Here is a 26,424-nt window from a genome sequence, read left to right as displayed (position 1 = left end):
GGAGGCCGCGCCCGCATGGCTGAGCAGGTCATCACCCCCGGAGCCAACCCGATGCAGCGTCTGTTCGGGAACCGACGGGTCAACACGAAGATCATGACGGCGGTCGGCGTGATCGCCGTGTTCAGCGTCGGCGACGGGCTGTTCGCGCTGGACAGCCTGGGCGCCACCAACGACCAGGTGAAATCCGCGTACGTGATGAACAGCGAGCTGAACACCATCGGCAACCTGCGCAGCGCGGTCAACCGGGTGTGGCTCGGCATGGACGACTACCAGCTGGCCGGCACCGACGACGAGCGCGCCACCGCGGCGAAGGCGATCACCACGGCACAGGCCCAGGTCAGCGAGTACGCCGAGGCGTACCGCGGATTCCCGATCACCGCGGTGGCCCGCGAGTCGATCACCTCGTTCACCACCGACTGGGCCACCTTCAGCGATGTGCTGAGCACCGAGGTCCTGCCGCTCGCCGACCAGGGCCGCACCGACCGGCTGGCCGAACTGCGCCACGGTGAGCTCGCCGAGACGATGAAGTCGGTTCGCGCCGACCTGGGCACGCTCGCCGACGAGACGGTCCGGGCCGGCGCCGAGCAGTCCGCGGTGGCCCAGGACCGCTACGACTCGACCCGGACCTGGGTGATCGCGATGCTCGCCGCGTGCACCCTGCTCGGGCTGCTGCTGGCCGCCGCCGTCGCCCGGATGATCGTGCGGCCGTTGACCCGTACCGTCGAGGCCCTGGCCCGGATCGCGGGCGGTGACCTGACCACCCGCGTCCCGGTCGACAGCGCCGACGAGGTCGGAAGGATGTCGCAGGCCCTCAACAGCACCGCCGAGTCGATGGCCGGCATGGTCGGCCGGATCGCCGACAGTTCCTCGGTGCTCGCCTCCGCGTCGGAGGAGATGACCGCCGTGGCCACGCAGCTGTCCGCCTCGGCCGAGCAGACCGCGGCGCGGGTCGGCACCGTGTCGGACACCGCCGGTCAGGTGTCGATGAACGTGATGACGGTCTCGGCCGGCGCCGACGAGATGGGCGTCTCGATCCGGGAGATCGCCACCAACGCCAACGAGGCCGCCGGTGTCGCCGGTGAGGCGGCCCGGGCGGCGGCGTCCACCAACGCCAGTGTCGAGCGGCTCAGCGCCGCCTCCACCCAGATCGGCACGGTGGTCGCGATGATCACGGCGATCGCCGAGCAGACCAACCTGCTCGCCCTGAACGCCACCATCGAGGCGGCCCGCGCCGGTGAGCAGGGCAAGGGTTTCGCCGTGGTCGCCTCCGAGGTCAAGGACCTCGCCCAGGAGACCGCACGGGCCACCCAGGAGATCACCACCCAGGTCGCCGCGATCCAGGCCGAGAGCAGCGCGGCGGTCAGCGCGATCCAGGCGATCAGCACCGTCGTCGGCACCATCAACGACTACACCACCACGATCGCGGCCGCCGTCGAGGAGCAGACCGCGACCACCGCGGAGATCTCCCGCAGCGTCAGCCAGGCGGCCGAGGGCTCGGCCGGCATCGCCGACAGCATCGCCGCCGTCGCCGAGGCGTCCCGCCAGGTCACCGAGGGCGCGACCGAGACCTCGCAGACCGCTGCCGAACTCGCCCGCACCGCCGCCGAACTGCAGGAGACCGTCTCCACCTACCGGATCTGACTCACGTCCCACGTTGCCAGTCGCGGCGGGCCTCGGCCGCCGCGACCAGCGCGTGGATCACCGGCAACGCCTTCTCGGCGGCCTCGCGGCCGAGGTCCTCGAACTCCGGGATCCGGTTCAACTCCCAGAACGCGTACTCGTCGACCTCCGGGGCCAGCACCAGGTCGGCGTCCTGCTCGAGAGAGTCGGTACCACCCGGCTGCAGGGTGCTGACCGCCACCAGGATGTGCAGCACCGTCGTCGGCGGACGGCGCGGCAGCGGACCGGACACGTCGACCGCGATCACGATGTCGGCGCCCATCTCGCGGGCCCGCGCCGCCGGCACCATGTTGACCAGGCCGCCGTCGACCAGCAGGCGATCGTCGCGTTCGACCGGTGGGAACACGCCGGGGATGGCGGCGCTGGCCAGCACCGCGCTCGCGACCGGACCGGACCTCATCACCACCTCCCGGCCGGTGGTCAGGTCACAGGCGACCGCGGCGAACGGCAGTCGCAGATCCTCGAAGTCGGCGCCACCGAACGCGGTCTCCAGGAAGAGCCCGAGTTTCGACGTCTCGAACAGCGCCTTACGGGTCCGGGCGGGCCGCACCAGCCGGGCCCAGCGCAGGGTCTGTGCCAGCTTGGCGATCTCGGTCGGGCTCATCCCGCTCGCATACAGGCCGCCGACCAGGGCACCGGCGCTGGTCCCGGTGATGATCGCCGGGGACAGGCCGGCGCTGTCGAGGGCCTCCAGGACGCCGATGTGCGCCGCGCCGCGCACCGCGCCGCCGCCGAGCGCGAGGCCGATCCGGATCGGCGGGGTCTCGTTGTCCACGCTGCCAGGTTCTCCTATGCCGAGCCGCGTCGCACCAGCCTGGTGGGCAGGATCACGGACGTCGGCCGGTCCCCCGCGATCAGGGCGACGAGCATCCGGCCCATCTCCCGGCCGAGGGCCTGAACCGGCTGGTGGACGGTGGTCAGCGGCGGATCGGTCCGGGTCGCGATATCGAGGTCGTCGAAGCCGACCACCGCCACGTCGTCCGGCACCCGGCGACCGGCGTCGCTGAGCACCCGCACCGCGCCGGCCGCCATCTTGTCGCTGGCGGCGAACACCGCGTCGAGGTCGGGGTGGCGGTCGAGCAGCGCTTTCATCGCCGCGGCGCCGCCCGCCTCGGTGAAGTCGCCCTCCGCCGTGCCGTACGGGACACGACCGGCCATGATCATCGCCTCGCGGTAGCCGCGGTGGCGGGCCTCGCCGACCTGCGTGGTCATCTGGCCGGTGATGGCGACGATCCGGGTCCGGCCGAGACCGAGGAGATGGTCGGTGGCCAGGCGCGCCCCGCCGAGGTTGTCGGAGTCGACATACCACTGTGGTTCGACGTGCAACGGCCGGCCGCCGTGGACCGCGGGCACCCCGGCCCGGTCCACGATGCCGGTCAGCGGATCGTCGCCGTGCAGGGCCATCAGCATGACGCCGTCCACACCGCGGGCCTGCAGAAGGTGGGTGAGCCGGGCCCGGCCCCGGCCGGAGCTGGCCAGGCAGAGCAGCAGATGCAGGTCGGTGTCCTCGATGGCCGCGGACACCCCGACGATGACCTGGGCGAAGAACGGGTCGGCGAACAGGGCCGGGTCGTCATGGGAGAGCGCGAGAGCGATGATCCCGGTCTGCCGGGTGGCCAGGGCGCGGGCGGTGCGGTTGGGCCGGTAGCCCAGTTCCTTGATCGCCTTCTCGACGGCCTCGCGGGTGGCCCGGCTGACATACGGCGCCTGATTGATGACCCGGGAGGCGGCGGAGCGGGACACGCCGGCGCGCGCGGCCACCTCGTCGAGGGTGGGCTGCCTGCGGGGTGTCGCTGCGGCCATGGGATGCCGTGTCCTTCCGGGTGGGGTTCGCCGCCCGATGGTATCGGCCGGTCGATGGACGTCGATTTCTGGGAGCGGTCCCAGAATCGCCTTCGATGCTCTTGACAGGGTCGGCCCGCTTAACCAGCATGAAATCGAAGTATGCAAATTCGTGGCTCTGGAAGCGCTTCCAGAACCGCGTGGCCGATCCCCGTCCCCCACGTCCAGGAGAGCCACCTCATGAGACGACCCACCCTCACCGGAACGCTCGCCACACTGGCGCTACTCGTCCCCACGGTCCTGCTCGGCGCCCCGGCCGCGCACGCCGATCCGATCAGCCAGACCAGCGGCTTCTACGTCAATCCCTACTCCAGCCCCGCGACCTGGGCCGCCGCCAACCCGGGCGACGGCCGCGCCGCCGCGATCCGTACCGCAATCGCGCAGAAGCCGATGGCCGGCTGGTTCGGCAACTGGAGCGGCGACATAGCCGGAGCGGTCGGCAACTACGTCGGCGCCGCCGACCGGGTCGACAAACTGCCGCTGCTGGTGGCCTACAACCTGCCCGGCCGGGACGCCTGCGGCGGCCACTCCGGCGGTGGCGCGGGCAGCGTCGGCGCCTATGACGCGTGGATCGCCTCCTATGCCGCCGGGATCGGCAACCGGCCGGCCGTGGTCGTCCTCGAGCCGGACTCGCTGGGCGACTTCAACTGCATGAGCCAGACACAGATCAGCGAGCGGACCGGGATGCTCTCCCGCGCCATCGGCCAGTTCCGGTCGAAGGCGCCGAACACCTGGGTCTACCTGGACGCCGGCAACTCCGGCTGGGTCGACGCCCCGACCATGGCGCAGCGCCTCAACCAGGCGGGCGTGTCCGGCGCACGCGGCTTCGCACTCAACGTGTCGAACTACTTCACCACCGGCGAGAACAGCAACTACGGCAACCGGGTGGCCGGGGAACTGCGGCGCTTCGGATACAGCAAGCCCTTCGTGATCGACACCAGCCGCAACGGCAACGGCTCCAACGGTCAGTGGTGCAACCCGGCCGGCCGGCGACTCGGCACGCCGACCCAGATGGGCGGCGGGGCGGAGATGCTGCTGTGGCTCAAGACCCCGGGCGAGTCCGACGGCAACTGCGGTGTCGGCGGCGGATCCAGCGCGGGCCAGTTCCTCCCCGAGGTGGCTTACAAGATGATTTACGGATATTGATGTGATGATCGCCCGCGGGCCGGCCCCCGAGCCGGTCCGCGGGCGAACCATCAGTCCCGGACAACGAGGAGTGACACCGTGCACCGATCACGCCGGACGGCCGCCGTCACGGCTCTTCTGCTCGCCGCCGCCTCGATCACGGCACTCCCACCCTCGGCCGGGGCCGCACCACCACCCGGCGGCCTGGACGTCTACACGGCCACCCTCGACACCGCCCGATGGCAGACGCTGCGCACCGCCGGCGTGGACGCCGCCGAACTCGGGCGCCCGCCCGGCCCCGGGCAGACCGTCACCGTCCGGACGATCCTCGGCCGCGACCAGGCACAACGGCTGATCACGGCCGGCGTCCCGCTGGACGTCATGCCGTCCACCGCCCGGATGCGCGCCCGCGCGACCGCCGCACCCACGGTGTTCCGTCCCTACAGCGGCGCCGGCGGGCTCCGGGAGGAGCTGGTGACGACGGCCGCCCGGTTCCCCCGACTGGCCAAACTGGAGACGATCGGCACGACCGTTCGCGGTGTCCCGATCCAGGCGGTCAAGGTGACCGCGAACGCCGCAACGGTGCCGGACGGGCGGCGGCCGGCGGTGCTGTACTTCGGCGGCCAGCACGCCCGGGAATGGATCACCCCGGAGATGACCCGGCGGCTGATGCACCACGTCCTGGACGGCTACGGCACCGATGCCACGACCACCCGGCTGCTCGACACGACCGAACTGTGGTTCATCCCGGTGGCCAACCCGGACGGCTACGACATGACGTTCACCTCCGACGAGTACCGCTACTGGCGCAAGAACATGCGCGACGACGGCGACGGGGTCTGGAGTCCCGCCGACGGCGTCGACCTGAACCGCAACTTCGCCGAGAAATGGGGTTACGACAACGAGGGCTCGGCACCGGACCCGGCCACCGAGGTCTACCGGGGGCCCCGCCCGAACTCCGAGCCGGAGACCCGGGCGATGGACGCCCTGTTCCGCCGGATCGGTTTCGAGTTCCTGGTCAACTACCACTCCGCCGCCGAACTGATCCTCTGGGGCTCCGGCTGGCAGGTCGAGACGGTGAACCCGGACGATCAGATCTCGATGGCCCTGGCCGGGAACGACGCCCACCCGGCGGTGCCCGGATACGACCCGGACATCAGCGCCGAGCTGTACGTCACCAACGGCGACACCAACCTGCACGCCCAGGCACGGTACGGCACGATCGCGTTCGCGCCCGAGATGTCGACCTGCGAGACGGCGTCGGCGTCGGTACCCGACGACGTGTGGCTGCCGGAGGACTGCCGTACCCCCTTCGACTTCCCGGACGACGAACGGCTGATCCAGGCCGAGTTCGCCAAGAACATCCCGTTCGCCCTGTCGCTGGCCCGATCCGCCAGGGACCCGGCGAACCCGGTCTCGGCGGTCGGCTTCCGGACCCCTGACCTGCTGGCCGACCCCTTCCCGGAGTCCTTCGGCCGGACCCAGCAGGTCGCCGTGACGGCGAAACGATCGCTGGGAGCGGTGACACTGCGATACCGGATCAACAACGGGCGGGTACGGACGTCGCCGGTGACCGAATGGCAGGGCGGCGAAAGGTACGGCGGCACCGCCGACAAGTACTTCGCCGAACTGCGGGGCACCGTCCGGGGGCAGAAGCCGAACGACCGGGTGACCGTCTGGTTCACCGCGGCCGGCGGAGCCCGCAGCGAGCCGTTCACCTACACGGTCGCCGCCCGGACCGGCGGGGACGTACTGGTTCTCGCCGCCGAGGACGTGACCGGGATCGAACCGGCCGCCACCGACGGCGCGACCTCCGCCCGCTACGCCGACGAGCACGTGGCGGCGCTGCGTCGAGCCGGCTTCACCGCCGACGTGTACGACATGGACACCCACGGCCGCCGGGCGCCGCACCCGCTCGGGGTGCTGTCGCACTACCGGGCCGTGGTGTGGGAGACCGGCGACGACATCGCACCGCGCGACCCGGGCCAGCCGGAGTGGACCACCACCCGTGCCGAGTTCGCCACCCAACTGGCCGTCCGCGACTACCTCAACGAGGGCGGCAAACTGCTCTACGCCGGCCAGTACGCCGGCTATCCGGCCACCCAGTACTTCGTCTACAGCGCGCCAGAGGCCCCGGCCGAGTGCGGCATCGACGACGACTGGAACTGCCAGCCGCTGAGTGACGACTTCCGGCAGTACTGGCTCGGCGCGGGAACCTACGCCGACGACGCCGGCGGCACGACCCTCGCCGGTACCGCCGGCCCGTTCGCGGGATTCACCGCCCCGGCCGGTCCGCAGCAGCACACCGCGGCCTTCCTCAGCACGTCGAGCGAGCTGCCGCCGGCCGAGTTCCCCCAGTTCACCAGTTCCCTCCCGGTCACCTGGGCGCAGGACGGCACCGGTCCGTACGACCCGGCCGACGGCGACTGGTACGTGTGGAGCGGGCAGGCGGACTCGTCGTACAAACGCCTGACCCGGTCCGTCGACCTGACCGGCGCCACCGACGCGCACCTGCGGTTCCGGACCTCCTTCGACACCGACCCGGGCGGCGACTTCCTGTTCGTCGAGGTGCGCGAGTCGGGCACCGACGCCTGGACGACACTGCCCGACACCGGCGGTCTCACCACCACCGACACCGGATGGGGCTGCCTGTACGGCCGACTCGACCCGCACCCGTTCATGGCGCACTACTGGGCCGAGGACTGCTCACCCGAGGGCAGCACCGGCACCTGGAACGCGGCGACCGGCTCCAGCGGAGGCTGGCGCGACTTCGACGCCGACCTGTCCGCGTACCGTGGCCGACCGATCGAGGTGTCCATCACCTACATGTCCGGCCTCTACTCACAGGGGTACGGCGTCTTCCTCGACGACGTGCGCGTCGAGGTGGACGGCACGAGCGTCGCCCGGACGTCGTTCGAGACCGACCTCGCCGGCTGGACCATGACCGGCCCGCCGGAGGGCTCACCGCCGGTCACCGTCAACTGGAGCCGGAGCCGCCGGGCGTACGACTTCGGCGCCGCGACCGCGACCGCGGACTCGGTCTATTTCGGCTTCGGACTGGAGAAACTGGCCCCGGCGGCCCGTGACGACCTGATCGCCCGGGCCATGCGACATCTGCTGCCGGACTGACCCGTGCCCCCCAGGCGGCCGAGGCCCGCCGCCGACCGGCGACGCCGGGGCGGGCCTCGGCCGGTGTCACGGACGATTCCGGACGATCGCCTCGGCCAGGACGTCCTCGAACTTCGTGAACCAGCTGTTGTCGTAGTCGTTCTGATGGAGGTAGATCACCCCGGAGGGGGAAGCGGGGAGGGCACCCGGTACCTCGACTCGCCGTAGAAGCTGTAGAGCGTGCCGTCGGAGGCCAGGAAATACCTGTCGACGTCCCAGCCGTGCATGATCTTCTCGAACCGGGCCACCGGCGGATCGATCTTGAACCACAGTTTCTGCAGCGGCCCCTGATAGCCGAGCCCTTCCCGGAGCTGTCCGTGGCGACGGAGCACGTGCGTCGGTTTCACTCCCGCGTGCTCGAATCCCTGGACGGCCTCCCGGAGTAAAGCCGTGATGCTCGCGACATCCTGCGGCAACCGGTTCGCCTGAAATACCGCTTTAGTCCGTTGTTTTTCGGCGTCCCCGGCCGCGGCTGCCGCCGCCTTCCGGATGGCGTCGTCCAGCGGCATGGTGGCCCCTTCCCGGCGCTGTACTGCGGTTCTCGCCCATCCTGGCAGCCGGCCGACGATCGGATGGATGGCCGGACGTGCGGAATCAGCGCGATATCAGGTGGAAACAGTTCGCGTTTAGCGTGGCGGCCAGGTGCGGCGCTGGACACGTGCCGGGTTTACTCGTCGTGAAAGGAGCAGGGTGTGAAACTTCTCCTGCTGACCGATGACCATGTCGATGTGCTGCCCGCACTGGACCTGCTGCCGTACGCCGTGCAGGTCGCGCCGCTGGACAAAGGCGCCGAGGCGCACCGGGATCCGAACCTGACCGCGGTCCTGGTCGACGGGGCCACGCAGCTCAGCCAGGCCCGCGCGGTCTGCCGGACGCTGCGCGCGAAGGGCGTCACCGTGCCGCTGATCGCGCTGCTGCGGGAGTCCGGGCTGGCCGCGGTGGGCGCCGACTGGTGCATCGACGACTTCGTGCTGACCACCGCCGGCCCGGCCGAGGTCGCCGCCCGCCTGACCATGCTGGTGGCCCGCAACGGCCTCGACAGCGCGTCCGGCGACGACATGATCCACATCGGTGACCTGACCATCGACCCGCACAGCTACACGACCCGGCTCGGTGGCGAGGCACTGGCCCTGACGTACAAGGAGTTCGAGCTCCTCAAATATCTCGCCCAGCACCCGGGCCGGGTGTTCAGCCGCGACCAGCTGCTGCGCGAGGTCTGGGGCTACGACTACTTCGGCGGCACCCGCACGGTCGACGTGCACGTGCGACGGCTGCGGGCCAAGCTCGGGCCGCGGTGCGAGACGATGATCGGCACGGTCCGGCAGGTCGGCTACAAGTTCGTCATGCCGGCCGGCGCCACCGCTCAGTGGGATTCGCGGGAGACGCTGTCGCCGCCGGCACCGAGCAGGAAGTCGCAGTCGGCACCGGTGTTCGCCTGACCGACGGTGTCGACGTAGAGACGTTCCCAGCCGCGCGTCGGCGCCGCGTAGGCTTTCGCCGCCTCCGGCGACGGCTCGCGGGCCGCCCACTCGGCGGCCGGGACGTCCGCGTCGAGGCGACGACCGGCGACATCCAGGACGATCATGTCGCCGGTGCGGACCTTGGCGAGCGGCCCACCCGCCGCGGCTTCGGGCGTCACATGCAAAACCACGGTGCCGTACGCCGTACCCGACATCCGCCCGTCGCAGATGCGCACCATGTCGCGTACCCCCTGCTCCAGAAGTCTCGCCGGCAGCGGCATGTTGGACACCTCCGGCATGCCGGGATAGCCCTTCGGCCCGCACCCGCGCAGCACCAGCACCGAGTCGGCGGTGACGTCGAGATCCGGGTCGTCGAGCCGGGCGTGCAGGTCCTCGACGGAGTCGAAGACGACCGCCGGCCCACGATGCCGCAGCAGGTGCGGTGACGCGGCGGCCGGTTTGACGACCGCACCGTCCGGGGCGAGGTTGCCGTAGAGGACCGCGATCCCGGCGTGCGCCTGCAGCGGTTCGGCGCGGGGCCGGATAACCTCCCGGTCGTAGACCCGCGCGTCGTCCAGATAGTCGACCAGCGGCCGCCCGGTGACCGTGATCGCGGCCGGATCGAGCAGGTCGCGGACCTCCGCCAGGACCGCGTGCAGGCCACCGGCCCGGTACAGGTCGTCCATCAGGAACCGCCCGGCCGGCAGCAGATCGACCAGCAGCGGCACCCCGGCCCCGGTGGTGTCGAAGTCGTCCTGGGTCAGCGTCACCCCGAGCCGCCCGGCGATGGCCAGCAGGTGCACGACCGCGTTGGTGGATCCGCCGATGGCGGCGAGCGTGACGATCGCGTTGAGGAACGAGCTCCGGGTCATCACGTCGCTGGGCCGCAGCTGCCGGTCGGCGAGTTCGACGGCGAGCACCCCGGTCGCGTGCGCGGCTTCGAGCAGGCGGCTGTCCGGTGCGGGCGTGCCGGCGATCCCGGGCAGGGTCATCCCGAGCGCCTCGGCGAGCAGGCCCATCGTCGACGCCGTACCCATCGTGTTGCAGTGGCCCTTGCTCCTGATCATCGACGATTCGGAACGCTGGAACTCGGCGGCACTGAGCGTCCCGGCACGGACCTCCTCGGAGAGTTTCCACACGTCGGTGCCGCAGCCCAGCGGCACCCCGCGGAACGTGCCGGTCAGCATCGGACCGCCGGGCACCACGACGGCCGGCAGGTCGACCGAGGCGGCCGCCATCAGCAGCGCCGGAATCGTCTTGTCACAGCCGCCGAGCAGCACCACACCGTCGATCGGGTTGGCCCGCAGCATCTCCTCGATCGCCATCGCGGCCATGTTGCGCCACAGCATCGCGGTCGGCCGGACCTGGGTCTCGCCGATCGACACGACGGGCAGATTGAGCGGGATCCCACCGGCCTGCTGAATACCGCCGGCGACGCTGCGGGCAACCTCGTCGAGGTGCGCGTTGCACGGGGTCAGGTCGGAGGCGGTGTTGGCCATCGCGATGTGCGGACGGCCGTCGAACGCGTCGGCCGGCAGCCCGCGCCGCATCCAGGCACGATGGATGTAGCTGTTGCGGTCGCCGCCGCCGTACCACTGCGCGCTGCGTCTCGGCTGCATCTCAACCTCCGGGAGTCACTAGGCTTTCATCGACGGACACGACCCGCAACGGAGCGCGCATGATCACCCGACACACCGCGCAGGTGGCGACCGAGAGCGGCTACTTCCTCGGCGAGGGGCCGGTGTGGGACGCCGACCGGCAGCGGCTGCTGTGGGTCGACATCATGGCCGGTCACGTGCACGAGGGCGAGCTGCTCGGCGACCGCATCGAGCCGGCCGGGACGCTGTCGTTCGCGGGCAGCGTCGGCGCCGTCGCGGTCGCGGAGAGCGGTGACCTGCTGGTCGCCGAGCGGGAGACGCTGACCCGGGTGCATCCGGACGGTCGGCGTACGCCGCTCGCACGCGTGCTGCCGGAGGGTGCGCCGGGCCGGTTGAACGACGGCGCGGTCGACCCGTCCGGCCGCTTCCTGGTCGGCAGCCTCGGCAACGATCGGGAGGTGCTGGTCCGGTTCGAGGACGGCGCGTGCGTCACGATCGACGACGATCTGACGCTGTCCAACGGGCTGGCCTGGAGCCCGGCCGGGGACCGTTTCTACAGCGTCGACACGCTGACCCGCACGGTGTACGTCCGTGACTATCCCGACGGGGACCGGTCGGTGCTGTGCACCGTCGACGACGGATATCCGGACGGCCTGTGTGCGGACGCCGACGGGAACCTGTGGCTGGCGGTCTGGGGTGGCGGCCGGGTCGAGTGCCGATCGCCCGAGGGTGAGCTGCTCGCGGTCGTCGAGGTGGACGCGCCGCACACGTCGAGCGTCGCGTTCGCCGGGCCGGAGCTGGACGTCCTGGTCATCACCACGGCCACCCAGGACCTCTCCCCCGCCGATCGGGAGCGTCGACCGCTGTCCGGCCGGTTGTTCACCGCCCGGGTCGGCACGGGGCTGCGTACGCCGTACTGGAAACCGGGAATTTGATCTCATCCCTTGACCGCCCCGGCGGTGAGCCCTTCGGTGAGGAAGCGCTGCCCGAAGGCGTACATGACCACCACCGGGATGCTGACCAGCAGTGACGCCGCCGCGAGCTGGCCCTGCGGCACGACGTCACCGGCGATCATCGACTGCATGCCGACCGGCAGGGTCTTGTACTCGTCCTTGGTGATGAACACGAACGCGAACAGGAACTCGTTCCACGCGTTGGTGAGGGTGAACAGCGCGACCGCCAGCAGACCCGGTTTCGCCAGCGGCAGCACCACCCGGCGGAACGCCTGGAACCGGGTGCTGCCGTCGACCAGCGCCGCCTCCTCCAGGTCGACCGGGATCGACGCGAAGTAGCCGGTCAGCAGCCAGGTGGCGAACGGCAGTGTGAACGTCGGATACGTGATCGCCAGGGACCACAGCGAGTCGGTCAGCCGGGTCTCGATGAGCAGCTGGTAGAGCGGGATGAACAGCAGCGCGCCGGGCATCACGTAGGTGAGCAGGACCGTGACGGTGAACCCCTGCGCGCCGCGGAAGCGCAGCCGGGCCAGCGCGTATCCGCCGAGGGCGGCGCAGATCAGCGCCACCGCGGTGGACGCGGCCGACACCGTGATCGTGTTGAGGTACCAGCGTCCGAACGGCTGGTTGGTGAACAGCGCACCGAACTGTTCGAGGGTCCACGGGGTCGGCCAGAGGTCGTTGTCACGCATCACGACCTGGGTCTCCGACTTGAACGCGGTCACGAAGATCCAGTACATCGGGCCGAGCACGAAGACGAGCAGCCCGGCCAGCGCGAGCCCGGTCCCGACCTTCGACAGTCTCGTCACCAGCGCCGCGACCAGCAGGATCACCGCCAGGACCAGGGCCGCCTTCCAGAAGATCTCCGGGGACGCCCAGAAGAGCAGGCCGGTGACGAGCACGGTGATCACCCACGGCAGGGCCCGGCGGGTCGGCCCGGTCCAGCGGGGTGGCCGGTTGCCGGAGTCCTCGCGCAGCAGGCGGACCAGTACGAACACCAGCCCGGCGATGATCGGCAGCATCACCAGGGTGACCGCCGCGCCGGCGCCGTACTGCAGCTGCAGGATCGCCTTCGAGTAGGCGACCAGCACGTACGGCGCGGTCACGTCGCCCGGGCCGCCCTGGGTGAGCAGCCAGATCAGGTCGAAGTTGTTGAACGTCCAGATCGACGACAGGGTCACCGTCACGGTGATCACGTGCCGCAGGCCGGGCAGGGTGACGTGCCGGAACTGCTGCCAGGTCGAGGCGCCGTCGATGGTCGCCGCCTCGTACAGCTCGGTGGGAATGGACTTCAGCCCGGCGAGGAAGCAGACGGTGAAGAACGGCACGCCCTTCCACACGTTGACCAGGATCACCGACGGCATGGCCAGCGACGGGTCGGACAGCCACCCGGCCGGCCAGCTGTCGACCAGGTGCAGGCTCGCCAGCAGCGAGCCGATTCCGGAGTCGGTGAGCAGGGTGTTGACGCTGCCGAAGATCGGGTCGAGCAGGGCCCGCCAACTGAACGCGGTGACCACGGTCGGCACCACCCACGGGACCAGCAGCAGGCCGGTGATCAGGGCCCGGCCGCGGCGCAACCGGTGCAGCAGCAGGGCCGCGGCCAGGCCCAGGACCACCTTGAAGACTTCGGCGTACGCGGTGAAGACGAACGAGTTCACCACGCCGGTCCGGAACTGCCGGTCGTCGAGGAGCGCCCGGTAGTTGTCGAAGCCGACGAAGACGCTCTGTGCCCCGTGCCGCACCGTGGTGCTGGTGATCATCGACTGGACGATCGGGACGAGCACGAGCACCCCGACCAGTACGGCGGTCGGCGCCAGGAAGAGCACGGCGAGCCGCCAGTCCCGGCCCAGCCGACGCTGGACCGGGGTGAGTGAGCCGGGCCCCGGTGGTGACGTCCCCTTCACCACCGGGGCCGGCGTGGTGCGGAGTGAGCTCACTGTGGCAGCCCCTGCTGGGTGAAGATCTGCACCATCTTGGCGTGCGCGTCCTTGACCGCCTGCGCGGCCGCCGCACCCTGCACGACCTGCTGCATCATGTCGGTGAGCACGTAGGCGGCGACCACCGCCTGCTGTCCGGCGCTGGCCTTCTGCGGGAACGACAGGCCGTTCTTGGTGGGCAGCGGCAGCGTCTGCTGGGACATGTTGCGCAGCATCGGGAACGCCGGGTCGCCGCCCGCGAAGAACGGGTCGGCGTCCCACACCTTCGCCCAGGCCGGCATGGCCAGGCCGGGTGCCTCCTTGGCCACCCCGACCAGGGCGGGCGCGGTGATCAGGTACTGGGCGAGCAGCTTGGCCAGGGCGGCGTTCTTGGCGCCCTTGAAGACGACGAATCCCTGGGACTGGCCGAGCAGCAGCGATTTGTCGGTGGCCGGGCCGATGCAGTCGGAGAAGACGTGCGTGTTGCCGTACACCGGATTCTTCTTGGTCTTGGAATCGGCGTAGACGCTGAAGCTGTTGCGGGTGTAGCCGAGCACGCCGGCCAGCCAGTTCTCGTTGTTGCTGGTGTCGGTCCAGCTGTCCACACCGGGTGGCAGCATCGGCTGGTACTTCGGATTGGTGTAGAGGTCACCGAGGAAGGTGACCGCCTGGACCGTCTCCGGGGTGTCGAAGGTGACCTTGCGGCCGTCGTTGGACGCGATCGCCCCGCCGTACGAGTTGATCAGGGCTTCGATCATGCCGTTGCCGTCGCCGGAGCGGTTCACCGTCATGCCCCAGCCGAAGCGGCGTTTACCCGGGTCGGAGATGGCCAGGCACAGGTCGCGCAGCTCCTCCCAGGTGTAGACGTCCTTCGGCGTGATGCCCTTCTCCGACATCCAGTCCTTGCGCAGGAACGATCCGATGCCGATGAAGTGGTACGGGATCGCGAACCACTTGCCGTCGAAGACGCAGAAGTTCTTGGCCTCGGCGCAGGGCTCGCCGTACTTCGCGGTCAGCGCCGTGACGATGTCGGTGACGTCCTCCAGGTCACCCAGCGCGTGGAACTGGGCGACGAACCGGGAGTCGGTCATGAACGCCAGATCGCGGGCCACCCCGCCCTCGACCTCGGCGTGGATCTTGGCGACCACGTCGCCGGCGTCCGCCTGGACCAGGCTGTTCTCGATCTTGGTGCCGGTGGCCTCGGCGAACTTGCGGACCGAGGCGTCGAGGGCGTCGTTGGCCGCCGTCGAGTACAGCTTCTGCGACAGCAACCCCATCGCGGAGCCCTTCAACGGCGCCGCCGCGTCGACCAGTTCCTTCGGCACCTCGGCGGCCTGCGGCTTCGGGTCCGAGCCGGAGCCGTCCCCGCACGCGGCCAATCCGGCCGCGCCGAGCACCCCCACGCCCATCCCCAGAAAGCCGCGTCGCGACCAGACCGGACTGTCCATCGCCACTCACCCCTTTGTTCGAAATCTCGAACGTGGTTCGATATACCGTATCGGGTGGACGCGACGCTAGGACAAACCCTCAAGAGGTGTCAATGTTTGGATGCGCGTTATCGGCGCCGGAATCCCATCCGCGCCGACAGCGAGGCCGCTCCGTCACGGGCCAACTCGGTCCACCGCGGCTGCTCCTGCGGGGTCCAACGGATGATCGGCGCGGAGACGCTCATCGCCGCGACCGCCTTGCCGGAGTGGTCCCGGACGGCCGCGGCGACACAGCGCATCGCGGTGTCCGACTCGCCCATGTCGACCGCGAGGCCCTCGGCCCGCACCCGGTCGAGCTCGGCACGCAACCGGTCCGGGTCGGTGATGCTCTGCGGGGTCATGCCGGCCAGCGGGCCCTTCGCCAGCACCGCCTCCAGGCCCGCCCGGTCCAGACCCGCCAGCAGGACCTTGCCGACCGCCGTGCAGTGCGCGGGCAGCCGCAGCCCCACGCCGGAGACCATCCGAACCGGATGCGTGCTGTCCACTTTGACCAGGTAGACCACGTCGGCGCCGTCCAGCACGGCCACGTGCACCGCCTCGTCACACTCGGCGGCCACGTCCCGCGCGACGCTCTGCGCCTCCCGGACCAGGTCGAGCCGCCCGGCGAAGGCCGACCCGAGCTGGAACAGCGGCATCCCCAGCCGATACCGCACCGGCTGCCCCGGGACGACGACCAGATACGACCGCTCGACCAGCGTGACCAGCAACTCGTGCACGGTGGTCCGGGGCAGGTCCAACCGCTCGATCACCTCACGAGCCGACATCTCCGGCCGGTCCAGGAACAGTTCGAGGATGTCGAGCGCGCGGATGACCGCCGGTACCACACGGGCCACGTCGAAGGTCCTTTCGATCTCCACCACAGGGTAACGGAGGGTCACATGCCGATCTCCATTCACCAGCTGCGCGCCGGCGACAGGTCACTCTGGGCAGTGTGCCAGGACGGCAAGTGGGCCGAACTCGACAGCACCCTCACCGACCTGCTAGCCGCACCGCTCGACCGGGCCCGGGCAGTGGTGGAGGACGCGGCGCACCACGCCGGCCCGCCGATCCCGATGGGCTACTTCCTCCCGCCGCTCGACCGACAGGAGGTCTGGGCGGCCGGCGTGACATACCGGCGCAGCCGCGACGGACGACAGGAGGAGTCCGGGTACGGCGCCCTCTACGACCAGGTGTACACCGGCGAACGTCCGGAGATCTTCTTCAAGTCCAGCCCCTGGCGGGTCGTCGGCGACCACGACGACGTCGGGATCCGTGCCGACTCCGGCTGGGACGTGCCCGAACCCGAGGTCGGCCTGGTCCTCAACGCCGCCGGCGAGGTGTTCGGGTACACGCTGGGCAACGACATGAGCAGCCGGTCCATCGAAGGCGAGAACCCGCTCTACCTGCCCCAGGCCAAGATCTACGACCGGGCCTGCGCGGTCGGCCCGGCGATCGTGCCGAGCTGGTCGGCGGGCCCCGGCCCGTTCGAGATCGGACTGCGGGTGCTGCGCGACGGCCGGACCGCCTACGCCGCCGAGACCTCCACGGCCGCGATGGCCCGCACCTTCGAAGACCTGGCGGGCTGGCTGTTCCGCGCCCTGAGCTTCCCGGCCGGTGTGGTGCTGCTGACCGGCACCGGCGTGGTACCGGACACCGACTTCACGGTGCGCCCCGGCGACACCATCGAGATCTCCTCCACCACCCTGGGGACATTGACCAACCCGGTCGTCGCGGTGGGCGGCAGCCGTCACGATCTGATAGGCGTTGTGGATGGGTAACGCTCTTGTGGTCCGCGGCGGCTGGGAAGGTCACCGTCCGGTGGAGGCCACCGACCTCTTCCTGCCGTTCCTGGCCGCGAACGGCTTCGACGTCAGTGTTCACGACTCGCCCGACGTCTACGCCGACCCGGCGGTGATGTCCGCTACCGATCTGATCGTGCAGTGCGTGACCATGTCGTCGATCGAGCGCGAGGCGCTGGCCGGGCTGCGGGCGGCGGTGGCCGCCGGCACCGGGTTCACCGGCTGGCACGGTGGCATCGCCGACTCCTTCCGCGCCTCGTCGGACTATCTGCAACTGGTCGGCGGACAGTTCGCCACCCACCCCGGTAAAGAACCCTCGTGCCGCGCGGGCGACGAGACCGACAACTTCCTCACCCACACCGTGGAGATCACCGAGCTCGGGCGCGACCACCCGATCACCACTGGCCTGACCGATTTCACCCTTACCACTGAGCAATATTGGGTGCTGCACGACGACCTCGTCGACGTCCTCGCCACCACCACCCATCCGGTCCAGCCGTGGCACCCGTGGCATCGGCCGATCACCTCACCCGCGATCTGGACCAGGCGGTGGGGTGCGGGCCGGATCGTCGTCACGACACCCGGGCACAGCCTCGACGTACTGCAGAACGACTCCGTCCGTACCGTCATCGAAAGGGGCATGCTGTGGGCGAGCCGCACCGCATCGGCATCGTAGGCACCGGATGGATCTCCGGCGCCTACCTGGAAACCCTGCGTGACCATCCGGCGGTGACCATCGCGGCGGTCGCCGACCTCGACGCCGCGCGGGCGGCGAAGGTCGCCGACGGCATCCCCGGCTGCCGCGCCCTGCCGGTCGACGACCTGCTGAACGACGACAGCATCGCGACGATCCTCAACCTCACCGTCCCGGCCGCGCACGCGGAGATCGCTTCGCCGGCGATCAAAAACGGCCGTCAGGTGTACGGGGAGAAGCCGCTCACCTCGGAGATGTCCACCGCGCGAGCCCTGCTCGACCAGGCCGCCGCCCAGGGCGTGGCGGTCGGCTGCGCCCCCGACACGGTCCTCGGCACCGGCGTGCAGACCGCCCGCGCCGCCGTCGACGCCGGAGCCATCGGCCGTCCACTGTCGGCGGTCGCGGTGATGGCCACCCCCGGTCACGAACGCTGGCACCACCAGCCGGACTTCTACTACCTTCCCGGTGGCGGCCCGCTGCTGGACATGGGGCCGTACTACCTGACCGCCCTGGTCCACCTGCTCGGCCCGATCGTCGCCGTCACCGGGGCCGCCTCCCGCCTGCGTGTCTCCCGCGTGATCAGCGCCGGCCCGCGCACCGGCGAACGCATCCCGGTCGAGGTCGACACGCACGTGACCGGCGTCCTGCACCATCTCGGCGGCGCCCTGTCCACCATCACGACCAGCTTCGATGCGGTCCGTACCACGGCCGCCCCGATCGAGGTGCACGGCGAGACCGGAACCCTCGAAGTTCCCGACCCCAACCACTTCGCCGGTGACGTGCGCCTGTTCTCCCTCGGCGGCACCGACTGGCAGACCCTGCCCCCGTCGGCCGGCTACGCCGACGCGTCCCGTGGAATCGGCCTGCTCGACATGCTGACCGCCCCGACCCCACGCGCGAGCGGCGCCTTGGCCCTGCACGTCCTCGACGCGATGACGGCCCTACTCCGCTCAGCCGAGGAGGGCCGCCGGATCACCCTGACCACCACCGTCGAACGCCCGGCCGCCCTTCCCCTGATCCCCGCCGCCGAGTGGCGCGCGTAGCTGTCCTCTCCGTTGCCGTCACACGTCGTCGAGGTGTCTGGTTTCGCGCTGGCAGTCGGCCAGCCGACGTCGGGCCGTGTGCAGGCGGTCGCCCATCACCCGCAGGAAACGGGTGGTCAACTCGAAACCGAGGCTCGGGTCACTCTGGAACAGGGCGCGCATCTGCGGCCCGTTGAACGCCAGCACCTCCGTCGTGTGAACCGAGACCGCACCGAACTGCCACCGATAAGGCGGGAACAACCAGGAGCAGCCCAGTACCGCCGGTGAGCGCAATGTCTCCAGGACGAAGTCGTCGTAGCCCGGCATCGCACAGTCGAGATACACCCGCCCGTCGGTGATCAGCCAGAACTCCTCGGCCGGCGCACCTTCACGGAAGATCCGATTGCCGCCATGGAACATGGACCGGCTGGCCAGCGGCACCAACAGGCTCAGTTGGTGTTCGGTCAGCCCGGCCAGGAAGGGCTGCTCCGCAAGCATCTCGACGGTGGTCTGCACGTCTCCCCCTCGCAACGAGCCGGGTCGGCCGATGCCGTGACGCTAGCCCCGCAGAGGACCGGGTGGACAGGACCATCAGACCTGTCCACCAGGCCCATCGGTCCGTCATCTTCGAATTCAAAGCAAGTAGGATCGGGCGGTGAGTGAACCCGCGGCCCGCCTCGATTCGGAACAGCTCGGGGCGTACTTTGCGCTGATCGAGGTCAGCAGTCTTCTGCAGTACGCGGTGGATGAGCATCTGCGGGCCGACGGTGACCTCAGCTACGTGCAGTTCCAGATCCTCGCCCGGCTGGTCGACGCCCCGGACGGGCGGCTTCGGATGACCGATCTGGCCGACGGTGTCGTCTACAGCCGCAGCGGCCTCACCTACCAGGCCGGGCTGCTGGACAAGCGGGGCCTGATCACCCGGGCCCCCTCGCCCGACGACGAGCGCAGCGTGATGGTCACGGTCACCGACGCCGGGCGGGAACTGGTCGCGCACGTGCTTCCGGGGCACGTCGAGCGGGTGCACGAGCTGCTGTTCGCCCCGATGACCGGAACCGATCTGGCCACGCTCGGGGCGGTCCTCGGCCGGGTACGGGATCACATGCGCGCCGTACCACCAAGATCTGCCAAACCCCGGGCCTCGCGCAAGCGGGCCGGCTGACGGCGGTGGACCGCGCTCTGCTCGCGGATTTTCTCCGGGCCCGCCGGGAGGCGTTGCAGCCGGAGGAGGTCGGGCTGCCGCGGGGTTCGCGGCGCCGGACCGGTGGGCTGCGTCGGGAGGAGGTCGCGGCGCTGGCCGGCATGTCGACCGACTATTACAGCCGGATCGAGCAGCGGCGCGGCCCGATCCCGTCCGAGCCGATGATCGCCGCGCTGGCCCGGGCGTTGCAGTTGAGCCCGAGTGAGCGGGAACACCTGTTCGCGCTGAGCGGGCATTCGGCGCCGCGCCGGGTTCAGCGGGACGAGCAGGCCAGCCCGAGCATGCGCCTGATGATCGAGCGGCTGGCGGACACTCCGGCGATCGTCTTCTCCCGGTTCGGGGAGGCGCTGCTGCAGACCGAGCCGGCGGTGGCGCTGTTCGGTGACTACACCAGATTCACCGGAATGTCCCGTTATCTGATCTATCGCTGGTTCACCGATCCCGAGCAGCGGGCGCTGTACCCGCCTGAGGATCAAGCCACCCGGGGCCGGGTGTTCACCGTGGACATAAGGGCGGCGTTCACGGCCGACCCGACCGGCACGGCCGGCGAGATCGTCGAGGCACTGCTGGCCGTGAGCCCGGAGTTCGCCGAGGTCTGGCGGCGGCACGAGATCGACGTCACCCACCATCACGATCTCAAGCAGTACCGGCATCCGGTGCTGGGCGATCTGGAGATGTACAGCCGCCGCCTGGTCGATCCGGACGAGGGCCAGGACCTGCTGGTCTTCATGGCGCCGCCGGGTTCACCGAGCGAGGCGAAGCTGCGGCTGCTGAACCAGGGACGAATCGTCCGCGGATAACCACGGCCTGCCCCCGCCTCCCGCGCTGCGCGACGCTTGATCGGCCGGCGACACCGCGGCTGGCGCCACCACGATGCCGACCGGCGGCAGCTGGCGGCACCACGATGCCGACCGGCGGCAGCTGGCGCCGCGGCGTCGGCCGTCACCGCGGCTCGACCGGCGGCACCGCGTCGTCAGCTGGCGGCACCACGGTGTTGACCGGCGGCACCGCGGTGTTGACCGGCGGCACCGCGGTGTTGACCGGCGTCAACTGGCGCACCACGGCGTCGACCGGCGGCACCGCGTCGACTGGCGGCATCGCGGTGTCGGCCGGCTCACACCGCATTCCACTTGCTTCGAATTCGAAGCGAGCTATGGTTCAGAGGTGCTTCGAATCCGAAGCATCAGCGATCGAAGAGGTAGGGGCAACCCCATGAAGGCAATGCGATTCCATGCGTACGGCGAACCGACCGTCCTGCGCTACGAGGACATCGACCAGCCCGTCCCGTCCGCCGGAGAGGTGCTGATCCGGGTCGCGGCAACGTCGTTCAACGGTGTCGACGGCAACATCCGGGCCGGATTCATGCAGGGGCCGATCCCGGTGACACTGCCGCACACGCCGGGCATCGACGTGTCCGGCACGATCGCGGCGCTCGGCGACGACGTGACCGGCCTCGCGGTCGGCGACCGGGTCGTCGGTTTCCTGCCGATGACCGGTGCCGGCGCCGCCGCCGAATACGTGGTGGCCCCGGCCGGGATCCTCGCGCCCGCCCCCACCGCCATCGACCTGACCGACGCGGCCGCACTGCCGACCGTCGGTCTCACCGCCTACCAGGCACTGTTCGACCACGCGAAGCTCACCAGCGGCCAGCGCGTCCTGATCAACGGCGCTGGCGGGGCGGTCGGCGACTACGCCGTGCAGTTGGCCAAGGGCGCCGGCGCCTACGTGATCGCCACGACCAGCACCCGCACCTCCGACCGGGCGAAGGCAGCGGGCGCCGACGAGGTCATCAACCACACCACGGTCAAGCCGGTCGAGGCGGCCCTCAACGCCGACCCGGTCGACCCGGAACTCGACACGGAGCCGGTCAACCCGGCACTCAACGCCAAGCCGGCCGATCCGGCACTCAACGTCGAGCCGGTCAACCCGGAACCCAACCCCAAGCCGGTCGACCCGGAACTCAACGTCGAGCCGGTTGACGTGGTCCTGAATCTCGCCCCGATCGACCCGGCCCAGCTGGCTGCCTTGCTCGACCTGATCCGCCCCGGCGGCGTCCTGGTCAACACCACGGTGTGGATGCCCGCACCGAGCGACGAACGGCGCAACGTACGCGGCATCGACCTGTTCGTCCGCAGCGACGCCACCCAGCTGACCCACCTGGCCGGCCTGGTCGATTCGGGCGAGTTGCGGGTCGAGGTGGCCCAGCGGGTCCCACTCACCGAACTGCCGTCGGTACACGCCCAGGCCACCGCACACACCCTGCCCGGCAAAACCGTGATCATCCCCTGACCCCCAGAGATCCGGCACCGCCGGAACTCAGCACCATCCGAACCCGGCACCATCCGAACCCGGCACCCGAACCCGGCGCCACCCGGCCCTGGCACCGCCGGAACCCGGCACCACCGGAACCTGGCACCGCCCGGAACCTGCACCGCCCGAAGCCCGCACCACCCGAACTCGACACCATCCGGACCCGGCACCGCCCGGACCCGGCACCATCCGGACCCGGCACCATCCGGACCCGGCACCGCCCGGACCCGGCACCGCCCGGACCCGGCACCGCCCGGAACGTCACGGGCGGCCCCCGGTCACGGGCGACCGACCCGGCGGACGCAAACGGCCCGGGCGATCGTGGGCGGCCCCGCACGGTCACGGGTGGTCGCGGGCGGTTACCAGGCCTGACTCGTAGGCGGCGATCACTAACTGGGCTCGGTCACGGGCGGCCAGTTTGTGTAGCAGACGACCGATGTGCGTCTTCACGGTGCCGACGCCCAGGTACAGATGCTCGGCGATCTCGGTGTTGGACAAGCCCACGGCGATCAGGGACAGCACCTCCCGTTCACGGTCGGTGATGGCCTCGAGGCCGCGAGGCGCACCGGATGAGGGTTTGTCCCTACCCGTGAACGCGTCGATCAACCGGCGGGTGGCCCGTGGTGCGAGCAGCGCCTCGCCCGCGGCCACCAGCCGGACGCCGTTGAGCAGTTCGGTGGCGGTGGCGTCCTTGACGAGAAAGCCGCTGGCGCCGGCCTGAAGCGCGGCATACACATACTCATCGAGGTCGAAGGTGGTCAGAATGAGCACCCGCACCGAGGCGGTCTCCGGGGCAGCGCAGATCTGGCGGGTCGCCTCGATGCCGTCCATCTCCGGCATCCGCACATCCATCAAGATCACGTCAGGCATCAGTCGCCGAGCCTCGCGGACGGCCTCGGCACCGGTACCGGCCTCGCCGACCGTGGTGAACCCGGGTGACGCGTCGAGCAGCGCCCGGAAACTCTCCCGCATCAGCGGGTGGTCGTCGGCGAGCAGCACCCTGACGTCTGCCGCAGTCCGAACGTCGGTCACGAGTCCTCCTCGGCTGGCGTGTAGGGAATGGCGGCGGCCACCTGGAATCCGCCTTCCGGGCCAGGGCCGGTGGTGAGCCGGCCGCCATACATCGAAACACGCTCGCGCATGCCGATCAGCCCCTGGCCGGTGCGCCGCCGGCGGGAGGACGCCGGCCCCCGCCCGTCGTCGGTGATCTCGATGTGAACCTCGCCGCCGCCGGACCGCACCGCGACCCGGCAGCGGCTCGCATCGGCATGTTTGATCACGTTGGTCAGCGACTCCTGGACGATGCGGTAGACGGTGAGCCCGACCGCCGTCGGCAACCGCCCGGCAAGCTCCAGATCGAGGTCCAGGTCGATCTGGAGCTCTGGGGATCGCAGGCGTTCCACGAGCTCGGGAAGGTCGGCGGCACCCGGCGCGGGGGTCCGGGCAGCGGCCGGCTCGCCGTCGTCGCGCATCACGTCGAGCAGCCGCCGGATCTCGGTGAGCGCCGACCGGCTGGTCTTCTCGATCGTCTGCAACGCGGCCCGGCTCTCGGCCGGTTTCTCGTCGGCCAGATGGTTGGCGATGGTCGCCTTCACCGTGATCAGGCTCAGGCTGTGCCCGACGATGTCGTGCAACTCGCGGGCGATCCGAAGCCGCTCGTCGGCGACCGCGTCGCGGGCCATCCGCTGAGCCTCCTCGATCTGCAGCTCGCGCCGCCACTGGACCAGCCGGCCGGCGGCCCACGCGAAGGCGATGACGACAACGGCGATGCCGGTTTCCACCTGCCACCACAGCGGCGCCTCGCTCTGCGGGGCCGATGCGGGTGTGACACCGGTGCGCCAGTAGAGCCAGGGAATCGTCGCTGCGGGCGCGGCCAGCCCGGCGGCCAGCACGAACAACGCCGGGGACCAGTCGGTCACCGCGGCCGCGCTGTAGGCGGCGACCGCGACCGGCATCCAGATCAAGAAGATCACGCCGAAGCCGACGACTCCGGCGGCAGTGCAGGTCGCGGCGACCATGGTCACTACCGCGAAGACCTGCACCGGCCAGCGCCGCCGCACCAGGAGCGGTAACCCGGCAGCGGCACCGGCCAGCCACACCAGCGCGACCGGCCCAGCGAACGCCGGACCCGGCGGGTCGAGGGCCGCGACGATGATTTGATAAGTCAGCACCGCGACGGCGGCCGCGTCGACAAGCCTGCCGCGAACCTCCGAGTGCTGAATGCGTCTCACCCACCCAAGTTATCCAGGCGCTCACGGGCAGCGCGTCTGACCCAGGTCATACCCGCGGTTCCGACCTCGGTCAGACTCGCGCACCCCTCCCCGGCCGACACCATGGGACGCATGATCGAGGTACGGGAGCTGACTAAGCGATATGGACCGACGACGGCGGTCGACGGGTTGTCCTTCCAGGTCCGCCCGGGTGTGGTGACCGGATTCCTCGGCCCTAACGGGGCCGGCAAGTCGACCACGATGCGGATGATGCTCGGCCTGCATCGGCCCACCTCGGGCGAGGCCCTGATCAACGGTCGGCGCTACGACCGGATCCGCCATCCACTGCACGAGGTCGGCGCGGTCCTCGACGCGGACGCCGCCCACCCGGGCCGCAGCGCCTTCACCCACCTGGCCTGCCTGGCCCGCAGCAACGGCATCGGCAAGGACCGGGTGCAGGCGGTGCTCCAGCAGGTCGGCCTGGAGAGTGTGGCCCGCAAGCGGGTCGGCGGGTTCTCGCTCGGCATGCGGCAGCGGCTCGGCATCGCCGGCGCCCTGCTCGGCGACCCCGCGGTGGTGCTGCTGGACGAGCCGGTCAATGGTCTCGACGCCGCCGGGATCAGGTGGATCCGCTCGACGCTGCGATCGCTGGCCGCCGAGGGCCGCACGGTGCTGCTGTCCAGCCACCTGATGAGCGAGATGGCGGTCACCGTCGACCGGGTCCTGATCATCGGCAAGGGTCGGCTGCTCGAGGACACATCGGTCACCGAGATGCGAGACAGGTTCGAGCGAGACGTCCTGGTCCGCACCCCACGCCCGGCCGAGCTGACCGGCGTCCTGGCCCGGCTCGGCGCCACGGTCAGTGCCACAGACGGCGGAGACCTGATCGCGGTGGGCGTGGACGCCCCGGCGATCGGTGACGCCGCCGCGGCCGCCGCGATCCCGATCCACGCGCTGACCCCGCGCAGCGCAACCCTCGAAGACGTCTACCTACAGATGACCAGCTCAGCCACCGAGTACAAGGAGCACAACTGATGTCCGACCTCTTGGACCGCACGTGGCGCGACGCGGTGGCCGCCGAGTGGATGAAGGTGCGCAGTCTCCGGTCGACGTGGGCGTTCCTGGCCGGCGGGGTGGCCGCCACCGCCCTTGGCGCGCTGATCCTGTTCATGCTGGTCAGCGCCTATGACGCGGCAACGCCGGCGGAGCGGGCGAATTACGAGACCGCCGACCCGACCGTGGTGACCATGCCGTTCGTGATGTTCTTCGTCGGCGCGATCGGCGCGATGTCGGTCACGAGTGAGTATGCGACCCGTTCGATCGGTCCGGCGATGCTCGCGGTGCCGCAGCGCCGCCTGTTACTGGGCGCCAAGGCGACGGTCGCCGGGCTCGTCGGACTGGGCTGTGGAGCGCTGTTCACCCTGCTCGCCTTCGCCGACGCGCGGCTGATGCTCGGCGACCGACCAAAACCGATCAACCCATGGCCGCAGTGGACCGACGCGATCCCGACGGTGCTCTGCGCGACGCTGATCGTGATGGTCACGTGTCTGGTGGCGATGGGGGTGGGTGCGGTCGTCCGGTCCACCGCCGCGGCTCTGACCGTCGTCGGCGCGCTGGTCCTGGTGGCACCGATCTTCGCCCACTTCCTGCCGACGGTGTGGCAGTTGCGGCTCGCCTCTGTCCTGCTGCCCAACCTGACCCCGCAGCTGGCCGGCAGCGACCATCCATACCTGTTCTCCCAGGGCGGCGCGGCCGCCGTGACCGCCGGCTACGTCCTACTGGCCCTGACCGCGGGCGCGATCAGCTTCGCCCGCCGCGACACCTGACCGCGGCCACGAGCAACCCCGCCCACCACCTGGACCGCGGGACGGACAGCCTCGCCCGCCATCTGACCGCGGAGACGGACGGTCCCCGCGCACCACCTGACCGCGGACACGGAAGGCCCCCGCGCACCACCTGACCGCGGACACGGAAGGCCCC

Annotated in this window: 24 protein-coding genes; 13 read left to right on the top strand and 11 right to left on the bottom strand. The window is 70.5% G+C overall.

Annotated features, from left to right (window positions below):
- The first annotated feature begins 15 nt into the window (after nucleotides 1-15).
- Nucleotides 16-1,641, top strand: a complete 1,626-nt coding sequence (locus Q0Z83_RS00460) for a methyl-accepting chemotaxis protein (protein ID WP_317791742.1) — start codon at nucleotides 16-18, stop codon at nucleotides 1,639-1,641.
- Between the two features lies 1 nt (nucleotide 1,642).
- On the opposite strand, the gene Q0Z83_RS00455 is transcribed toward Q0Z83_RS00460, so the two are convergent.
- On the bottom strand, nucleotides 1,643-2,455 hold the full coding sequence (locus tag Q0Z83_RS00455; protein ID WP_317791741.1) for a patatin-like phospholipase family protein: 813 nt from the start codon (nucleotides 2,453-2,455) through the stop codon (nucleotides 1,643-1,645).
- Nucleotides 2,456-2,469: 14 nt separating this feature from the next.
- A complete protein-coding gene (locus tag Q0Z83_RS00450) occupies nucleotides 2,470-3,483 on the bottom strand; it encodes a LacI family DNA-binding transcriptional regulator (protein WP_317791740.1) in 1,014 nt (337 codons plus the stop codon).
- A 219-nt stretch (nucleotides 3,484-3,702) separates the two neighbouring features.
- Between Q0Z83_RS00450 and Q0Z83_RS00445 the strand changes: the two genes are divergently transcribed.
- Together Q0Z83_RS00445 and Q0Z83_RS00440 are read left to right on the top strand one after the other, a co-directional pair.
- A complete protein-coding gene (locus Q0Z83_RS00445) occupies nucleotides 3,703-4,668 on the top strand; it encodes a glycoside hydrolase family 6 protein (protein ID WP_317791739.1) in 966 nt (321 codons plus the stop codon).
- Between the two features lie 78 nt (nucleotides 4,669-4,746).
- Nucleotides 4,747-7,776, top strand: coding sequence for a M14 family metallopeptidase (locus Q0Z83_RS00440; RefSeq protein ID WP_317791738.1), 3,030 nt, complete (start codon nucleotides 4,747-4,749; stop codon nucleotides 7,774-7,776).
- A gap of 155 nt (nucleotides 7,777-7,931) precedes the next feature.
- Here the strand turns inward: Q0Z83_RS00440 and Q0Z83_RS00435 are convergent, their stop codons facing one another.
- Entirely contained in the window at nucleotides 7,932-8,324 is a 393-nt protein-coding gene (locus Q0Z83_RS00435; RefSeq protein ID WP_317791737.1) for a hypothetical protein, read from the bottom strand.
- A 183-nt stretch (nucleotides 8,325-8,507) separates the two neighbouring features.
- Here Q0Z83_RS00435 and Q0Z83_RS00430 point away from each other — a divergent pair, with 183 nt between their 5' ends.
- Nucleotides 8,508-9,254, top strand: a complete 747-nt coding sequence (locus tag Q0Z83_RS00430; protein WP_317791736.1) for a winged helix-turn-helix transcriptional regulator — start codon at nucleotides 8,508-8,510, stop codon at nucleotides 9,252-9,254.
- Here Q0Z83_RS00430 and Q0Z83_RS00425 read toward each other — a convergent pair.
- Entirely contained in the window at nucleotides 9,179-10,894 is a 1,716-nt protein-coding gene (locus Q0Z83_RS00425) for an IlvD/Edd family dehydratase (protein WP_317791735.1), read from the bottom strand. The two genes, Q0Z83_RS00430 and Q0Z83_RS00425, sit on opposite strands and share 76 nt — an antisense overlap.
- Before the next feature lie 59 nt (nucleotides 10,895-10,953).
- On the opposite strand from Q0Z83_RS00425, the gene Q0Z83_RS00420 reads away from it, so the two are divergent.
- Nucleotides 10,954-11,808 (top strand): SMP-30/gluconolactonase/LRE family protein, encoded by an 855-nt coding sequence (locus tag Q0Z83_RS00420; RefSeq protein ID WP_317791734.1) that lies wholly within the window; start codon nucleotides 10,954-10,956, stop codon nucleotides 11,806-11,808.
- Nucleotides 11,809-11,810: 2 nt separating this feature from the next.
- Here Q0Z83_RS00420 and Q0Z83_RS00415 read toward each other — a convergent pair whose 3' ends face one another.
- The 3 genes from Q0Z83_RS00415 to Q0Z83_RS00405 all read right to left on the bottom strand — a co-directional run bounded on the left by Q0Z83_RS00415 (nucleotide 11,811) and on the right by Q0Z83_RS00405 (nucleotide 16,062).
- Entirely contained in the window at nucleotides 11,811-13,763 is a 1,953-nt protein-coding gene (locus Q0Z83_RS00415; RefSeq protein ID WP_317791733.1) for an ABC transporter permease, read from the bottom strand.
- Nucleotides 13,760-15,190 carry an extracellular solute-binding protein gene (locus tag Q0Z83_RS00410; protein WP_317791732.1) on the bottom strand — a complete coding sequence of 477 codons (1,431 nt, stop codon included), beginning with the start codon at nucleotides 15,188-15,190 and terminating at the stop codon, nucleotides 13,760-13,762. Before Q0Z83_RS00410 ends, Q0Z83_RS00415 begins: the two co-directional genes overlap by 4 nt.
- Nucleotides 15,191-15,297: 107 nt before the next feature.
- Nucleotides 15,298-16,062: an IclR family transcriptional regulator gene (locus Q0Z83_RS00405; RefSeq protein ID WP_317791731.1), complete on the bottom strand. Its 765-nt coding sequence runs from the start codon at nucleotides 16,060-16,062 to the stop codon at nucleotides 15,298-15,300.
- 45 nt (nucleotides 16,063-16,107) lie between these two features.
- On the opposite strand from Q0Z83_RS00405, the gene Q0Z83_RS00400 reads away from it, so the two are divergent.
- The 3 genes from Q0Z83_RS00400 to Q0Z83_RS00390 are packed head-to-tail and all read left to right on the top strand — an operon-like array spanning nucleotide 16,108 to nucleotide 18,744.
- Nucleotides 16,108-16,986: a fumarylacetoacetate hydrolase family protein gene (locus Q0Z83_RS00400; RefSeq protein ID WP_317791730.1), complete on the top strand. Its 879-nt coding sequence runs from the start codon at nucleotides 16,108-16,110 to the stop codon at nucleotides 16,984-16,986.
- The gene (locus Q0Z83_RS00395; protein WP_317791729.1) at nucleotides 16,979-17,683 is read left to right on the top strand and encodes a ThuA domain-containing protein; all 705 of its coding nucleotides are present in this window, start codon (nucleotides 16,979-16,981) and stop codon (nucleotides 17,681-17,683) included. Before Q0Z83_RS00400 ends, Q0Z83_RS00395 begins: the two co-directional genes overlap by 8 nt.
- Complete coding sequence (locus Q0Z83_RS00390; protein WP_317791728.1) at nucleotides 17,653-18,744, top strand: Gfo/Idh/MocA family protein; 1,092 nt, start codon at nucleotides 17,653-17,655, stop codon at nucleotides 18,742-18,744. The genes Q0Z83_RS00395 and Q0Z83_RS00390 overlap by 31 nt, the downstream gene beginning before the upstream one ends.
- A gap of 18 nt (nucleotides 18,745-18,762) precedes the next feature.
- Here the strand turns inward: Q0Z83_RS00390 and Q0Z83_RS00385 are convergent, their stop codons facing one another.
- A complete protein-coding gene (locus tag Q0Z83_RS00385) occupies nucleotides 18,763-19,239 on the bottom strand; it encodes a Crp/Fnr family transcriptional regulator (protein ID WP_317791727.1) in 477 nt (158 codons plus the stop codon).
- A gap of 139 nt (nucleotides 19,240-19,378) precedes the next feature.
- On the opposite strand from Q0Z83_RS00385, the gene Q0Z83_RS00380 reads away from it, so the two are divergent.
- Nucleotides 19,379-19,885: a MarR family winged helix-turn-helix transcriptional regulator gene (locus tag Q0Z83_RS00380; protein WP_317791726.1), complete on the top strand. Its 507-nt coding sequence runs from the start codon at nucleotides 19,379-19,381 to the stop codon at nucleotides 19,883-19,885.
- 5 nt (nucleotides 19,886-19,890) lie between these two features.
- Nucleotides 19,891-20,724 (top strand): helix-turn-helix transcriptional regulator, encoded by an 834-nt coding sequence (locus tag Q0Z83_RS00375; RefSeq protein ID WP_317791725.1) that lies wholly within the window; start codon nucleotides 19,891-19,893, stop codon nucleotides 20,722-20,724.
- 142 nt (nucleotides 20,725-20,866) lie between these two features.
- On the opposite strand, the gene Q0Z83_RS00370 is transcribed toward Q0Z83_RS00375, so the two are convergent.
- The gene (locus Q0Z83_RS00370) at nucleotides 20,867-21,049 is read right to left on the bottom strand and encodes a hypothetical protein (protein ID WP_317791724.1); all 183 of its coding nucleotides are present in this window, start codon (nucleotides 21,047-21,049) and stop codon (nucleotides 20,867-20,869) included.
- A gap of 87 nt (nucleotides 21,050-21,136) precedes the next feature.
- Here Q0Z83_RS00370 and Q0Z83_RS00365 point away from each other — a divergent pair, with 87 nt between their 5' ends.
- The gene (locus tag Q0Z83_RS00365; RefSeq protein ID WP_317791723.1) at nucleotides 21,137-22,213 is read left to right on the top strand and encodes an NADP-dependent oxidoreductase; all 1,077 of its coding nucleotides are present in this window, start codon (nucleotides 21,137-21,139) and stop codon (nucleotides 22,211-22,213) included.
- Nucleotides 22,214-22,573: 360 nt separating this feature from the next.
- On the opposite strand, the gene Q0Z83_RS00360 is transcribed toward Q0Z83_RS00365, so the two are convergent.
- Nucleotides 22,574-23,266: a response regulator gene (locus Q0Z83_RS00360; RefSeq protein WP_317791722.1), complete on the bottom strand. Its 693-nt coding sequence runs from the start codon at nucleotides 23,264-23,266 to the stop codon at nucleotides 22,574-22,576.
- Nucleotides 23,263-24,465 (bottom strand): sensor histidine kinase, encoded by a 1,203-nt coding sequence (locus Q0Z83_RS00355; protein ID WP_317791721.1) that lies wholly within the window; start codon nucleotides 24,463-24,465, stop codon nucleotides 23,263-23,265. The genes Q0Z83_RS00360 and Q0Z83_RS00355 overlap by 4 nt, the downstream gene beginning before the upstream one ends.
- 111 nt (nucleotides 24,466-24,576) lie before the next feature.
- Here Q0Z83_RS00355 and Q0Z83_RS00350 point away from each other — a divergent pair, with 111 nt between their 5' ends.
- Nucleotides 24,577-25,479 (top strand): ABC transporter ATP-binding protein, encoded by a 903-nt coding sequence (locus tag Q0Z83_RS00350; protein WP_317791720.1) that lies wholly within the window; start codon nucleotides 24,577-24,579, stop codon nucleotides 25,477-25,479.
- Complete coding sequence (locus Q0Z83_RS00345; protein ID WP_317791719.1) at nucleotides 25,479-26,270, top strand: ABC transporter permease; 792 nt, start codon at nucleotides 25,479-25,481, stop codon at nucleotides 26,268-26,270. Before Q0Z83_RS00350 ends, Q0Z83_RS00345 begins: the two co-directional genes overlap by 1 nt.
- Nucleotides 26,271-26,424: the final 154 nt, after the last annotated feature.

The sequence above is a fragment of the Actinoplanes sichuanensis genome, from assembly GCF_033097365.1.
In the GTDB taxonomy this organism is placed as follows: Bacteria; Actinomycetota; Actinomycetes; order Mycobacteriales; family Micromonosporaceae; genus Actinoplanes; species Actinoplanes sichuanensis.
Note: the sequence above shows the minus strand (reverse complement) of the source record. Positions and strands in the feature narration are given on the sequence as shown.

Excerpts from the sequence above, each read along its gene's own strand:
- Q0Z83_RS00460 (WP_317791742.1), top strand. The coding sequence starts at position 16 with ATGGCTGAGCAGGTCATCACCCCCGGAGCCAACCCGATGCAGCGTCTG.
- Q0Z83_RS00450 (WP_317791740.1), bottom strand. The coding sequence starts at position 3,483 with ATGGCCGCAGCGACACCCCGCAGGCAGCCCACCCTCGACGAGGTGGCC.
- Q0Z83_RS00445 (WP_317791739.1), top strand. The coding sequence starts at position 3,703 with ATGAGACGACCCACCCTCACCGGAACGCTCGCCACACTGGCGCTACTC.
- Q0Z83_RS00435 (WP_317791737.1), bottom strand. The coding sequence starts at position 8,324 with ATGCCGCTGGACGACGCCATCCGGAAGGCGGCGGCAGCCGCGGCCGGG.
- Q0Z83_RS00425 (WP_317791735.1), bottom strand. The coding sequence starts at position 10,894 with ATGCAGCCGAGACGCAGCGCGCAGTGGTACGGCGGCGGCGACCGCAAC.
- Q0Z83_RS00420 (WP_317791734.1), top strand. The coding sequence starts at position 10,954 with ATGATCACCCGACACACCGCGCAGGTGGCGACCGAGAGCGGCTACTTC.
- Q0Z83_RS00410 (WP_317791732.1), bottom strand. The coding sequence starts at position 15,190 with ATGGACAGTCCGGTCTGGTCGCGACGCGGCTTTCTGGGGATGGGCGTG.
- Q0Z83_RS00400 (WP_317791730.1), top strand. The coding sequence starts at position 16,108 with ATGCCGATCTCCATTCACCAGCTGCGCGCCGGCGACAGGTCACTCTGG.
- Q0Z83_RS00395 (WP_317791729.1), top strand. The coding sequence starts at position 16,979 with ATGGGTAACGCTCTTGTGGTCCGCGGCGGCTGGGAAGGTCACCGTCCG.
- Q0Z83_RS00370 (WP_317791724.1), bottom strand. The coding sequence starts at position 21,049 with ATGCGGTGTGAGCCGGCCGACACCGCGATGCCGCCAGTCGACGCGGTG.
- Q0Z83_RS00365 (WP_317791723.1), top strand. The coding sequence starts at position 21,137 with ATGAAGGCAATGCGATTCCATGCGTACGGCGAACCGACCGTCCTGCGC.
- Q0Z83_RS00350 (WP_317791720.1), top strand. The coding sequence starts at position 24,577 with ATGATCGAGGTACGGGAGCTGACTAAGCGATATGGACCGACGACGGCG.
- Q0Z83_RS00345 (WP_317791719.1), top strand. The coding sequence starts at position 25,479 with ATGTCCGACCTCTTGGACCGCACGTGGCGCGACGCGGTGGCCGCCGAG.